The organism is Streptomyces sp. NPDC000880, from assembly GCF_053599675.1.
Window position 1 is genome coordinate 25,785 of record NZ_JBSFMS010000032.1, and the last position, 12,705, is coordinate 38,489.

Below are 12,705 nucleotides of genomic sequence, written 5' to 3' on the forward strand. Positions count from 1 at the left end.
GTGAAAACCGCGGCGACCGCGGGGGGCTCGGCGAGTCCGCAGCCCCCCGCCGGCAAGCGCAAGAGCGTGACAGGCACACGTAAAATTGTCGCGGCCGGCTTTCTGCTGCCCGCGCTGGTGCTGCTGGGCGCGCTCGTGGTCTACCCGATCGGGTACTCGGTCTACCGGTCCTTCTTCGACCAGGCCGGCAGCGGTTTCGCCGGGCTGGACAACTACAAGGAGATCTTCACCGAGGACTCCATCCTGACCGCGGTCAAGAACAACGCGATCTGGGTGGTGGTCGCGCCGACCGTCTCGACGGCCCTCGGTCTGATCTTCGCCGTGCTCACCGAGCGGGTCCGCTGGGGCACGGCCTTCAAGCTGATCGTGTTCATGCCGATGGCGATCTCGATGCTCGCCGCGGGCATCATCTTCCGGCTGGTGTACGAGCAGGATCCGGACCGGGGGGTCGCCAACGCGGTCTGGGTGGGCGTGCACGACACGTTCGCCGAGTCGGCCGGTTTCCCCAAGGCGCATCCGCTGCCGGTGCATCCCCTCAGGGCGGGCGGCGGCGGCTCGTTCGTCACGAAGGAGCCGGTGACGGCGGGCAAGGAGGCGCTGCTGCCGCTGGTCGGCGTCGCGCCGGCGAAGATGCCGTCCGACGCGAAGCCCGCGAAGGCGGCGCAGCCGGAGGACGGGAAGATCCGCGGGACCGCGTGGCTGGACTTCACCAAGGGCGGCGGCGGCAAGCCGAACGCCATCGACGCGCAGGAGTTAGGCCTCAAGGGCATCAAGGTGGAGGCGGTCAAGGACGGCAAGGTCGTCGCGTCCGCGCGGGCGGGCTCGGACGGTACGTTCACGCTGCCGGCGTCCGCGGAGGGGGCTCAACTGCGGCTGCCGGCCGACAACTTCAGGGAGCCGTACAACGGCGTCAACTGGCTCGGCCCTTCGCTCGTCACCCCGGCGATCATCGGCAGTTACGTGTGGATGTGGGCGGGCTTCGCGATGGTGCTGATCGCGGCGGGCCTGGCGAGCGTGCCGCGTGAACTGCTGGAAGCGGCGCGGGTGGACGGCGCGAACGAGTGGCAGGTCTTCCGCAGAGTGACGGTCCCGCTGCTGGCGCCCGTACTCGCGGTGGTGCTGGTCACCCTGATGATCAATGTGCTGAAGATCTTCGACCTGGTCTTCATCATCGCGCCGGGCTCGGCCCAGGACGACGCCAACGTGCTGGCACTCCAGCTGTACCGGTCGTCGTTCGGCACGGACTCGAACCTGGGGCTCGGCAGCGCGATCGCCGTCCTGCTGTTGCTGCTGGTGATCCCGGTGATGCTGTTCAACATCCGGCGCATGCGAAGGGAGGCCCGCCGATGACCACGACCGACGGTGTGGTGAAGGCGAAAACGTCCCTCCCCGCACGGATCGCGGCGCGCGCGGGCGGTGGCGTGATGCGCGTCTTCCTGGTCCTGGTGGGCCTGTTCTGGCTGATGCCGACGTTCGGGCTGCTGCTGTCCTCGCTGCGGGGGCCGGCGGACATCGGCGAGAGCGGCTGGTGGAAGGTGTTCACCGCGCCCGCGCAGCTCACGTTCGACAACTACTCGCGCCTGCTGGACAACGAGGCGATCACCGATTCCCTGCTGTCCAGCCTGCTGATCACCGTCCCGGCGACGCTCCTGGTGGTGGTGATCGGCTCGCTGGCCGGTTACGCCTTCGCCTGGATGGACTTCCCGGGCCGCGACTGGTGGTTCATAGCCGTGGTCGCCCTCCTGGTGGTCCCGGTCCAGGTCGCGCTGGTGCCGGTCTCCAGGCTGTTCGGCCAGATCGGCATCTTCGAGACGACGATCGGCGTGATCATCTTCCATGTGGCGTTCGGGCTCCCGTTCGCGATCTTCCTGCTGCGGAACTTCTTCGCGGAGATCCCGAGGGAACTGCTGGAGGCGGCGCGGCTGGACGGGGCGGGCGAGATGCGGCTCTTCACCCGTGTGGTGATGCCACTGGGCGGCCCGGCGATCGCGTCGCTCGGCATCTTCCAGTTCCTGTGGGTGTGGAACGACATGCTGGTCGCGCTGATCTTCGCGGACTCGGAGAGCGCACCGATCACGGTGGCGCTGCAGCGCCAGGTGAGGCAGTTCGGCAACAACATCGATGTACTGGCGCCGGGAGCGTTCGTCTCGATGATCATCCCGCTGGCGGTCTTCTTCGCGTTCCAGCGTCAGTTCGTGACGGGAGTGATGGCGGGAGCGGTCAAGTAGCCACGGGCACTGCTGCCGACGGCGCCCCTGGCCGAGGCCTGACGGGGACCGCGGTTGCGGGACGGGCCCGAGGCGCGCGGGCCCGAGGCGCGCGGCGGGGGTGGGCGGCGGCGCACCGGAGGCGGTGGCCGTGACGGTCGGCACCGAACGGGCCGCCACCACCCGGGTGCGCTGCGGCAGGCCAGGAGCCCGTCCCGGTCCGCGACGCCGGCAATCGGGCGACCCGCGGCGCGAAGCTGCCGCACCCAGCGGTACCAAAGCCGCCGCGGGTTACGGGCGGGGGCCTACGGTCCCCGGCCCGCCACTCGCGGGGCGAAGCTGCCCCGCTCCGTATTCACCCCCGTCCCGCGGCGCCGAAGGGCTCCGCTGTCCGGGCCCCCCGGCGCGCGGCGGGGCCCCGGGGGTCTTGGCCCCGTTCAGGAAGGGGCGGTTGGGGGAAAGCCCCGTCACGCCCGAAGCGCCGCCACCGCCGACCGCGCCAGCTCGTCCAAGTACCCCTTCGGCAACCCCGCCCGCACCACCACCAGCCGCCAGTACAGCGGCCCGATAATCACGTCCAGCGCCCGGTCCGGGTCCGTCGACTCGGGCAGTTCGCCGCGCGCCACCGCCTCCCGTACAACCACTGCCGCCACCCCCTGCTGGCTGTCCAGCAGCGCCGCCTTGATCGCGTCCGAGATTTCCGGGTGGCGGGCCGCCTCCACGAGCAGGTCAGGGATGACCTGCGAGGCCACCGGGTGGCGCAGGGCGTGCGACGCCACCTCCAGGAGCGCCCGTACGTCCCCGTACAGCGAACCCGTCGCCGGCGCCGGCAACCCCTGCGCCGCGAACGCCGAGACCAGGTCCAGTACCAGCGACAGCTTCGACTTCCACCGCCGGTAGACCGCCGTCTTGCCGACGCCCGCCCGCCGCGCGATCCCCTCGATCGACATCCGCGCGAAGCCCACCGCGGCCAGCTCCTCGAAGACGGCGGCGCGAATCGCGTCGGTCACGTCCTCCCGGAGCACTGCGGCTCCCGCCGGCGCACGACGCGGGGTTCCCGGATCCGTGGTCATGCCCAGAGCATAGCGGGACGACGAGACGGTTGCGTCGCGACGTAACTCCGTCCTACTCTCCCCGTAGCGACGAAACGGGTCCGTCCCATCGTGACCGCCGCACCCCGCCCTGTGGAAAGCGAGCACCGTGAGCAGCCAGACCATCGCCCGGTCACAGCCGGAGCCGCACAAACCTGAGACGGACCTCACCGCGCTCGCGCTCCGCCACGGCCTCACCGTCAGTGGCGCCCGCCCCACCCTCCCCGCCTACGTCCGCCAGCTCAGCTCCCGTCGCCACTTCATCGTCGCCTTCGCCACCGCCCGGCTGACCGCCCAGTACAGCCAGGCGAAGCTCGGCCAGGTCTGGCAGGTCATGACCCCCCTGCTCAACGCGACGGTTTACTACTTCATCTTCGGCGTGCTGCTGAACACCAAGAGCGGCGTCGCCGACTTCATCCCGTTCCTCGTGACCGGCGTCTTCATCTGGACCTTCACCTCCAGTTCGATCATGGCCGGCACCCGCGCGATCTCCGGCAACATCGGCCTCGTACGGGCCCTGCACTTCCCTCGCGCCAGCCTCCCCATCGCCATAGCGCTCCAGCAGCTCCAGCAACTGCTCTTCTCGCTCGCCGCGCTGATCGGGATCCTGCTCGCCGTCGGGGAGTACCCGCACGTCAACTGGCTGCTCGCGATCCCCGCACTGCTCCTGCAGGCCGGCTTCAACACCGGCCTCTCGATGATCATGGCGCGGCTGGCCAGCCGGACCCCGGACATCGCCCAGCTGATGCCCTTCGTCCTGCGCACCTGGATGTACGTGTCCGGCGTGATGTGGTCCATCGACAAGGTGCTGAGCCACAACAAGCTGCCCCACCTCGTGATGCTCGCGCTGGAGTGCAATCCCGCCGCCGTCTACATCGACCTGGTGCGCTTCGCCCTCATCGACAGCTTCACCGCCGCACAGCTTCCCCCGCACGTATGGGCTCTCGCCCTGTTCTGGGCGGTGCTCTTCGGGGCCGGCGGATTCGTGTACTTCTGGAAGGCAGAGGAGGAGTACGGCCGTGGCTGACTCCCGCACCCCCACACGCGTCCCCACCGTCGTCGTCGACGGCGTCCACGTCAGGTACAAGGTGAACGGCGCCCGCACCGGCCGGGGCAGTGCCACCACTGCCCTCAGCCGGATCATCTCCCGCAAGGCCGCCCCCGGCGGGCGCGAGGTGCACGCCGTCAAGGGCGTCAGCTTCGCCGCGTACAAGGGCGAGGCCATCGGCCTGATCGGCTCCAACGGCTCGGGTAAGTCGACCCTGCTCAAGGCGATCGCGGGCCTGCTGCCACCCTCCGAGGGCAATGTCTTCACCCAGGGCCAGCCCTCCCTGCTCGGCGTGAACGCCGCGCTGATGGCCGACCTGACCGGCGAGCGCAATGTCATCCTCGGCGGCCTCGCGATGGGCATGACGCGCGAGCAGATCCACGCGCGCTACGACGACATCGTCGACTTCTCGGGGATCAACGACAAGGGCGACTTCATCTCGCTGCCGATGCGTACGTACTCCTCCGGCATGGGCGCCCGGCTGCGGTTCTCCATCGCCGCCGCGAAGAGCCATGACGTCCTGCTGATCGACGAGGCGCTGTCCACCGGCGACGCCCGCTTCCGGCGGCGCAGCCAGGAGCGGATCGACGAGCTGCGCGCGGAGGCGGGCACGGTCTTCCTGGTCAGCCACAGCAACGGCACGATCACCGAGACCTGCGACCGCGCCATCTGGCTGGAGGCGGGGACGCTGCGGATGGACGGCCCGGCGAAGGAAGTCGTCGCCGCGTACGAAGAGTTCACGGGCGGCAAGAAGTAACAGCAAGCGGCGGGAAGCGCCCGAGAGTGCCCGGAAATCGTTCGAAACAACCTTAAAGCGGGCTAGGGTACCGGCCGATGACGACCCATCGGATCGGCCCGCCCCCGCCCGCCTTCGGACTCCCCCCGGCGCCAGGGATCTCAGACGCCGGCACCACACGCCGCCGCAACGGCTCCCTGCGGGCCGCCACCCTCGCCGCCGTCTGGGCGGCCACCCGCGTCGGCATGCTCGCCCTGCTTCTCGTCGACCGCGTCGGCGACAGCGGCGTCGCCGGTGAGGTGCACACCCTCTACCGGTGCTGGTACGAACAGCTGGTCCAGGGCGCCTTCCCCCTGGACGACGTCACCTGGCAGTATCCGCCCGGCGCCGCGCTCATCTTCCTCTCCCCCGGCGTCTGCCTCACCTCCCGGCACACCACCCAGCGCCCGGTCGCCCTCCTGATGCTGCCCGCTGCCGCGCTGAGCGCGCTCGCCTACCCCCTGCTGTACGACGACGTGCTCGCCGGCTCTCCCCTCGGCCTGCTGCTCGCCGCGGCGCTGCTCTCCTGCCACCGTCTGTGGGCGGCCACGGCCACGCGGTCCGGCTGAGCAGGGCGCTCAATCGCCGGACGAACTTGTTCTTCAAGCCCGTCCGGCGACTGAGGACAAACCGGGGCCCACCGGGCGGAGCCGGTCAGCCTTCGCCGGTCACCGCGCTAGCTGTGCATCCGCAGCAGCTGCCGCATCGTCCGCATCGCCACCGACAGGTTCGCCAGGTCGAACGTGTCCGAGCTCTGGATCTCCTCCAGCGTCGAGCGTGCCCGGCCCAGGATCGCCGCGTTCTTCTGCTCCCACGCCTTGAACCGCTCCTCCGGCGTCGACGCGCCGTTGCCGACGGAGAGCACATCCGCGGTGAGCATGGCGTGCGCTGCGTACAGGTCCTCGCGGATGGAGGCGCGGGCCATCGACTGCCAGCGGTCGGCCCGCGGCAGTTCGATGATCCGGTCCATCAGCTGAGTGATCTGCAGCCGGTCGGCGAGGTCGTAGTACACCTCGGCGACCGCCATCGGCTCCTTCTTCGTGCGGTCCGCGATCGCCACGATGTCGAGCGTCGGGAAGGCGGAAGAGAACCCGGCGACCCGCAGCGCGAGCTCCTCGGGCACGCCCGCATCGGTGAGCTCCTGCAGGATCCGCTCGTACCACTCCATGTCATTGCCACGCAGCATCTTCGGCAGCTCGCCCCAGACCTGCTCCACGCGCTCGGCGAAGAAGTCGATGGTCCCGGCGAGCTCCAGCGGCTGCGGTCGGTTGCCCAGCAGCCATCGCGTACCGCGCTCGATGAGGCGGCGCGAGTGCAGCCGGATACGGGTCTGGACGTCGGCAGCGACCTTGTTGTCGAGAGCCTCGACGGCGTCCCACACCGCGTTGAGACCGAAGATCTCCCGGGCCGCGGTATGCGCCCGCACGATCTCCTCGACCGACGCGCCCGTCTCCTCCCGCAGCCGGTGCAGGAAGGTCGAACCACCGGTGTTCACCGTGTCGTTGACCAGCACCGTCGTGACGATCTCGCGGCGCAGCGCATGCCCGTCGATCGCCCCGGGGAACTTCTCGCGCAGCGGCTTCGGGAAGTACGCGTGCAGCAGCCGGCGCAGATACGGGTCGTCCGGCAGGGGGGTCCTGATCAGCTCGTCCGCCACCGTGATCTTGGTGTAGGCGAGCAGCACGGCCAGCTCGGGCTGGCTGAGTCCCTTGCCCGCGTTGAGCAGTTCACGGATCTGCCGGTCGGTCGGCAGGAACTCCAGCCCCCGGTCCAGCGCCCCGTCCCGCTCCAGCCGCCGAATGAAGCGCTGGTGGGCGTGGAGCAGTGAGGGCGACTGGGCGACGGCGTTCGCAAGGGCGACGTTCTGCGCGTAGTTGTTGCGCAGCACCAGCCTGCCGACCTCGTCGGTCATCCCGGCGAGCAGCTTGTTGCGCTGCTTGACGGTCAGATCGCCGTCCGACACCAGGCCGTTGAGCAGGATCTTGATGTTCACCTCGTGGTCGGAGGTGTCCACGCCCGCGCTGTTGTCGATGGCGTCGGTGTTGATCTTGCCGCCGTGGCGGTCGAACTCGATCCGGCCGAGCTGGGTCAGACCCAGGTTGCCGCCCTCGCCGACGACCTTGACGCGCAGGTCCTCGCCGTTGACGCGGATCGCGTCGTTGGCCTTGTCGCCGACGTCCGCGTTGGACTCGGTGGAGGCCTTGACGTAGGTACCGATGCCGCCGTTCCACAGCAGGTCCACCGGGGCCTTGAGGATCGCCTTCATCAGCTCGGCGGGCGTCATCTTGGCGATGCCCGCCCTGATGCCGAGCGCCGCGCGCATCTGCGCGTTGACCGGGATCGACTTGGCGCTGCGGGAGTGGATGCCGCCGCCCTGCGACAGCAGTTCCTTGTTGTAGTCGGCCCAGGAGGAGCGGGGCAGCTCGAAGAGCCGGCGGCGCTCGGCGTACGAGGGGGCCGCGTCCGGGTTCGGGTCGATGAAGATGTGCCGGTGGTCGAAGGCCGCGACGAGCCGGATGTGCTCGCTGAGCAGCATGCCGTTGCCGAACACGTCGCCGGACATGTCGCCGACGCCGACGACCGTGAAGTCCTGGGTCTGGGTGTCGTGGCCGAGCTCGCGGAAGTGCCGCTTGACGGACTCCCACGCGCCGCGGGCGGTGATGCCCATGCCCTTGTGGTCGTATCCGGCGGAGCCGCCCGAGGCGAAGGCGTCACCGAGCCAGAAGTTGTACGAGAGCGCGACCTCGTTGGCGATGTCGGAGAAGGACGCGGTGCCCTTGTCGGCGGCGACGACGAGGTAGGTGTCGTCCTCGTCGTGACACACGACGTCGGCCGGCGGCACGACCTCGCCCGCCACCAGGTTGTCGGTGATGTCGAGCAGCGCGGAGATGAAGATCTTGTAGCAGGCGATCCCCTCGGCCAGCCAGGCGTCCCGGTCCACCGACGGATCCGGGAGCTGCTTGGCGACGAACCCGCCCTTCGCGCCGACCGGCACGATCACGGTGTTCTTGACCATCTGCGCCTTGACCAGACCCAGGATCTCCGTACGGAAGTCCTCACGCCGGTCGGACCAGCGCAGCCCGCCGCGTGCCACCTTGCCGAAGCGCAGGTGCACACCCTCGACGCGGGGGGAGTAGACCCAGATCTCGTACGCCGGCCGGGGCGCAGGCAGATCCGGGATGGCCTGCGGGTCGAATTTCATCGACACATAGCTGTGCTGCTTGCCGCCCGCCGCCTCCTGGAAGAAATTGGTGCGCAGCGTCGCCTTGATGACGGTGAGGAAGGAGCGCAGGATCCGGTCCTCGTCCAGGCTCGCGACCTGGTCGAGCGCCCCGTCGAGCTCCTCGAGCAGACCGTCGGTCAGCTCGGTTCCCGCACGTTGACGGTTCGGCGACATCCTCGCCTCGAAGAGGGAGACCAGAAGCCGGGTGGTGTGGACATTGGTACGGAGGGTGTCCTCCATGTAGTCCTGGCTGAAAGTCGAACCGGCCTGGCGCAGGTACTTGGCGTACGCGCGCAGCACCATCGCCTGCCGCCAGTTCAGACCGGCGCCCAGCACGAGAGAGTTGAAGCCGTCGTTCTCCGCCTCGCCGGTCCAGACAGCGGCGAAGGCGTCCTGGAAACGCTCGCGGGCATCGTCGGCGAGGTGGTCGCCGTTGCCCGAGGCCTTCGGCATACGCAGCCCGAAGTCGTAGATCCACGCGGTCGTACGGTCCGAGCTGCGCAGCTCGTAGGGACGCTCGTCGACGACCTCGCACCCCAGCCGCTGCAGCACCGGCAGCACGGCGGAGAGCGAGACCTGCTCGCCGGTGCGGTAGATCTTGAAGCGGCGCTCGCCGGGCCCCGCGCCGACCGGCTCGTAGAGGGAGAGCGAGAATTCCTTGCCGGAGCGGGTCAGCTGATCGATGTGGGCCAGGTCGGCGACGGCGGCGCGTGGCGAGTGGTCGGCCTTGTAACCCTCGGGGAAGGCGTTTCCGTAACGGCGCAGCAGTTCGGCCGCGCGCTCCTCGCCGCACTCGGCGTTCAGCGCCTCGGCGAATCCGTCGGCCCAGGAACGGGCGGCCTCCACCAGCCGGGCCTCGATGCGCTCGGTGTCGGCGTCGGTGAGGCCGGGCAGCTCGGTGCCGACCGGGACGCGGACCACGAAGTGCAGCCGGGACAGGATCGACTCGGTGTTCCAGGCGGTGAAGTCGACGCTGGTGCCGCCCAGCTCTTCCTTGAGGATCTCGATCAGGCGCAGCCGTACGCCGGTGGTGTACCGGTCGCGCGGCAGGTAGACCAGGGCGGAGTAGTAGCGCCCGTACTCGTCCTGGCGCAGGTAGAGCCGCAGCCGGCGGCGCTCTTGGAGGTAGAGCACGCTGGTGACGATGGAGCGCAGCTGGTCGACGGGCGTCTGGAAGAGCTCGTCGCGCGGGTAGGTCTCGAGGATCTGCATCAGGTCGCGGCCGTCATGGCTGTTGGGCGAGAAGCCGGCGCCCTCCAGGACCTCGGCGACCTTGCGGCGGATGACCGGGACGCGGCGGACGGACTCGGTGTACGCGGCGGAGGAGAACAGGCCGAGGAAGCGGCGCTCGCCGATGACCTCACCATCGGCGTTGAACTTCTTGACGCCCACATAGTCGAGGTAGCTGGGCCGGTGCACGGTCGAACGGCTGTTGGCCTTGGTCAGTACGAGCAGCTTGTGCTCGCGGGCCTTCTTGCGGGCGTCGGCGGGCAGCCTACTGAAGGACGGGCTGACCGGGTGGGTCTCGTCGCCGCTGTGGTGAGGGTCGGAGCGCAGAATGCCGAGGCCGGTGCCGGGCACGGCGGCGAGCGAGTCGTTCTCGGTGAGCTCGTACTCCCGGAATCCGAGGAAGGTGAAGTGGTCGTCGGCGAGCCAGCGCAGCAGCTCGCGCGCCTCGTCGACCTCCTGGTCGCGCAGGTCGTCGGCGGTCGGCTCACTCGGCAGCTCATCGGCGATGCGCAGCGCGGCATCGCGCATCTTCTCCCAGTCCTCGACGGCCTCGCGCACGTCCGACAGGACGCGCAGCAGGTCGGAGGTGATCTGCTTCAGATCGGCCCGGTCGGTCTCACGGTCGAACTCGACGTGGATCCAGGACTCGACGAGCGCGTCGTGCGGCAGCGCCCTGCCCCTTGCCTTGCCGTTGGTCTCGCTGGGGAGCACCTCGATGAGCTTGCCCGTGACATCCCGGCGGACGACGACCTGCGGGTGGATCACTACATGGATGCCGCGGCCCTGCCGGGAGAGCTCATTGGTGACCGAGTCGACGAGGAAGGGCATGTCGTCGGTGACGACCTCGACCACGGAGTGACTGCAGGTCCAGCCGTTTTCCTCGACGGTCGGGGTGTGGACCCGCACATTGGCCGTCCCCTGCGGGCGGTTCTCGGCGAGCCGGTAGTGGGAAAGCGCCGCGCCGAAGATGTCGACCGGGTCGCGGTCGGCGAGGTCCTCGGGAGCGGTGTGCAGGTAGTAGCGCTGGAGGTACGCGAGCAGGGTGCCCTGGTCCGGACGCTTCCCTTGCTCGGCCCCAGTCGGAAGGTGCCCCCCGACCGGGCTGTGCTCAGCTACCCGGGCGGCCCGTGCGAGCAGCTCGGCCTTGGCTTCGTCCAGCTTGGTCTGCATGTCCTCTGGCTCCTGTCGCGCGCCATTGCGTGACGTAGGTGGGAGAAACGACGCAACGCCACGACGCGGGGTATCCGGTCGGAGTCGACGTTATGCCGCGATGAGAGATGTCCGAGCCGTTATTGGCCAATTTTGGCAGCCGGGCCGGAACGAGAAGATCAACGACCGCCCGGGCGCTGTGGCGCTCCGGGCGCAGGCCGGGGGCTTCGCTGCCCCCACGGCATATAGCGCTGATCACGGGTCAAGGCTATCGCCCCGCCCCCCCGACCCGTCATGAGCCGTATGTGTACAAAAGCGGGGCCGGAAGTTTGACAGTCTGGACAGCGACACAGGCCCACTCTTGGCAAACAGCCCGCCACGGTGCAGGTTGGCGGTGACGACACGGCACACCGTCGACGCCCTGCACCCACGGCAGGGGAACCGTCGACAGCCCGACACCGGGAGCAGCCATGACAGCGAAGATCCTGATCGTCACCGGCGACGCAGCCGAGTCCCTCGAAGTCCTCTACCCGTACCAGCGGCTGCGGGAGGAGGGGTACGAGGTCGACATCGCGGCCCCCGCCCGCAAGAAGCTGCAGTTCGTCGTGCACGACTTCGAGCCGGGCTTCGACACGTACACCGAGAAGCCGGGCTACACCTGGCCCGCGGACCTGGCCTTCTCCGAGGTCGACCCCGGACAGTACGCAGCGCTGGTGGTTCCGGGCGGCCGCGCCCCGGAGTACCTGCGCAACGACCCTGAGCTCCGCAAGATCCTGAAGTCCTTCTTCGACGCGGACAAACCGGTGGCCCAGATCTGCCACGGCCCGCTGCTGACGGCGGCGATCGGCAGCCTGGAGGGCCGCCGGGTCACCGCGTACCCGGCCCTGGAACTGGACATGCAGGCAGCGGGAGCCAGCTTCCAGGACGTGGAGGCGGTGGTCGACGGCACCCTGGTCTCCTCCCGTGCCTGGCCGGACCACTCGGCCTGGATGCGGGAGTTCCTGAAGGTGCTGCGAGCGAAGGCGCCGGTGGCGTAGCGGGGCGGTCGGACCACGGCGCGCATCTGCGGGACGCTGGGCGGTCGCACCGCGGCGCGCATCTGCGGCGCGCTGGGCGGTCGGACCGCGGCGTGCGTCTGCGGGGCGCTGGGGACTGCCAGGCGCCTGGCCTGGTGCGCACGCGGCCTCACCCAGCGGCGGGGCGGTCGCTGCCGACAACGAGGCGGTCGGGGCTGCCCCGCCCACAGAGTCGTGCGGGCGGGCTCACGCCACTAGGCGCAAGGCCTCCTCCACCGCCTCGGCGAGCGTGTCCACCACCGGCACGCCCACCGCCTCCAGGCTGGCCCTGCTGTGCGAGCCGCCCGTGTACAGCACCGCCAGCGCGCCCACGTGCGCCGCCGCCACCGCGTCGTCGACCGCGTCGCCGATCACCACCGTGCGACCCGGCTGGGCGGCCCCGTCCAGCGCCCGGAGGTGGCGCTCCATGTGGAGCGCCTTGGCGCCCCCGGACGGCCCGGTCCGCCCGTCCACGCGTAGGAAGTGGCTCTCGATCCCGTACCCCCGCACGACCGGGACCAGCTGCTCGTGCCCGTACATGCTGAGCAGCGACTGGCTGCGGCCGGCCAGCTGCCACTCCCGGAGCAGCTCCTCGACACCCTCGGTCAGCCCGCAGCCGATCCGGTGCTCGCTGTAGTGCCGGTGGAAGGCCTCGTCCATGACCTCCCACTCCGCGTCCGACGGCAGTCGGCCCATCAGCCGCTCGTAGAACCGGGGAATCGGCACGCAGTACAGCTCGCGGTAGCGCTCGAGCGTGATCGGCTCCAGGTCTATCTCCGCGAAGGCGGCGTTCGTCGCCCCGATGACCGCCTTGATGTCGTCGAGCAGTGTGCCGTTCCAGTCCCAGACCAGATGCGTGCTGTGCTTCCCCATTCGAAAACCGTACCGGCCGGGACTGACAACGCACGGCCGGGACCGGAAAACCGA

Annotated in this window: 9 protein-coding genes; 6 read left to right on the forward strand and 3 right to left on the reverse strand. The window is 69.6% G+C overall.

What is annotated here, in order from left to right:
* Complete coding sequence (locus ACWDO5_RS13740) at nt 1–1,350, forward strand: carbohydrate ABC transporter permease (protein ID WP_450530475.1); 1,350 nt, start codon at nt 1–3, stop codon at nt 1,348–1,350.
* The gene (locus ACWDO5_RS13745) at nt 1,347–2,228 is read left to right on the forward strand and encodes a carbohydrate ABC transporter permease (protein ID WP_450530476.1); all 882 of its coding nucleotides are present in this window, start codon (nt 1,347–1,349) and stop codon (nt 2,226–2,228) included. The genes ACWDO5_RS13740 and ACWDO5_RS13745 overlap by 4 nt, the downstream gene beginning before the upstream one ends.
* A gap of 446 nt (nt 2,229–2,674) precedes the next feature.
* Here the strand turns inward: ACWDO5_RS13745 and ACWDO5_RS13750 are convergent, their stop codons facing one another.
* Complete coding sequence (locus tag ACWDO5_RS13750; protein WP_450530477.1) at nt 2,675–3,280, reverse strand: TetR/AcrR family transcriptional regulator; 606 nt, start codon at nt 3,278–3,280, stop codon at nt 2,675–2,677.
* A 127-nt stretch (nt 3,281–3,407) separates the two neighbouring features.
* Between ACWDO5_RS13750 and ACWDO5_RS13755 the strand changes: the two genes are divergently transcribed.
* The 3 genes from ACWDO5_RS13755 (at nt 3,408) to ACWDO5_RS13765 (ending at nt 5,690) form a co-directional block, all read left to right on the forward strand.
* Nucleotides 3,408–4,325, forward strand: coding sequence for an ABC transporter permease (locus ACWDO5_RS13755; RefSeq protein ID WP_450530478.1), 918 nt, complete (start codon nt 3,408–3,410; stop codon nt 4,323–4,325).
* Nucleotides 4,318–5,103 carry an ABC transporter ATP-binding protein gene (locus tag ACWDO5_RS13760; protein WP_450530479.1) on the forward strand — a complete coding sequence of 262 codons (786 nt, stop codon included), beginning with the start codon at nt 4,318–4,320 and terminating at the stop codon, nt 5,101–5,103. The genes ACWDO5_RS13755 and ACWDO5_RS13760 overlap by 8 nt, the downstream gene beginning before the upstream one ends.
* Nucleotides 5,104–5,180: 77 nt before the next feature.
* Nucleotides 5,181–5,690, forward strand: coding sequence for a hypothetical protein (locus ACWDO5_RS13765; protein WP_450530480.1), 510 nt, complete (start codon nt 5,181–5,183; stop codon nt 5,688–5,690).
* A 107-nt stretch (nt 5,691–5,797) separates the two neighbouring features.
* Here the strand turns inward: ACWDO5_RS13765 and ACWDO5_RS13770 are convergent, their stop codons facing one another.
* Nucleotides 5,798–10,744: an NAD-glutamate dehydrogenase gene (locus ACWDO5_RS13770; RefSeq protein WP_450530481.1), complete on the reverse strand. Its 4,947-nt coding sequence runs from the start codon at nt 10,742–10,744 to the stop codon at nt 5,798–5,800.
* A 449-nt stretch (nt 10,745–11,193) separates the two neighbouring features.
* Here ACWDO5_RS13770 and ACWDO5_RS13775 point away from each other — a divergent pair, with 449 nt between their 5' ends.
* Entirely contained in the window at nt 11,194–11,760 is a 567-nt protein-coding gene (locus tag ACWDO5_RS13775; protein WP_450530482.1) for a DJ-1/PfpI family protein, read from the forward strand.
* 225 nt (nt 11,761–11,985) lie between these two features.
* Here ACWDO5_RS13775 and ACWDO5_RS13780 read toward each other — a convergent pair whose 3' ends face one another.
* Nucleotides 11,986–12,651, reverse strand: a complete 666-nt coding sequence (locus tag ACWDO5_RS13780; RefSeq protein ID WP_450530483.1) for an HAD family hydrolase — start codon at nt 12,649–12,651, stop codon at nt 11,986–11,988.
* Between the last annotated feature and the right edge of the window lie 54 nt (nt 12,652–12,705).

Excerpts from the sequence above, each read along its gene's own strand:
- ACWDO5_RS13765 (WP_450530480.1), top strand. The coding sequence starts at position 5,181 with ATGACGACCCATCGGATCGGCCCGCCCCCGCCCGCCTTCGGACTCCCC.
- ACWDO5_RS13750 (WP_450530477.1), bottom strand. The coding sequence starts at position 3,280 with ATGACCACGGATCCGGGAACCCCGCGTCGTGCGCCGGCGGGAGCCGCA.
- ACWDO5_RS13780 (WP_450530483.1), bottom strand. The coding sequence starts at position 12,651 with ATGGGGAAGCACAGCACGCATCTGGTCTGGGACTGGAACGGCACACTG.
- ACWDO5_RS13775 (WP_450530482.1), top strand. The coding sequence starts at position 11,194 with ATGACAGCGAAGATCCTGATCGTCACCGGCGACGCAGCCGAGTCCCTC.
- ACWDO5_RS13745 (WP_450530476.1), top strand. The coding sequence starts at position 1,347 with ATGACCACGACCGACGGTGTGGTGAAGGCGAAAACGTCCCTCCCCGCA.
- ACWDO5_RS13770 (WP_450530481.1), bottom strand. The coding sequence starts at position 10,744 with ATGCAGACCAAGCTGGACGAAGCCAAGGCCGAGCTGCTCGCACGGGCC.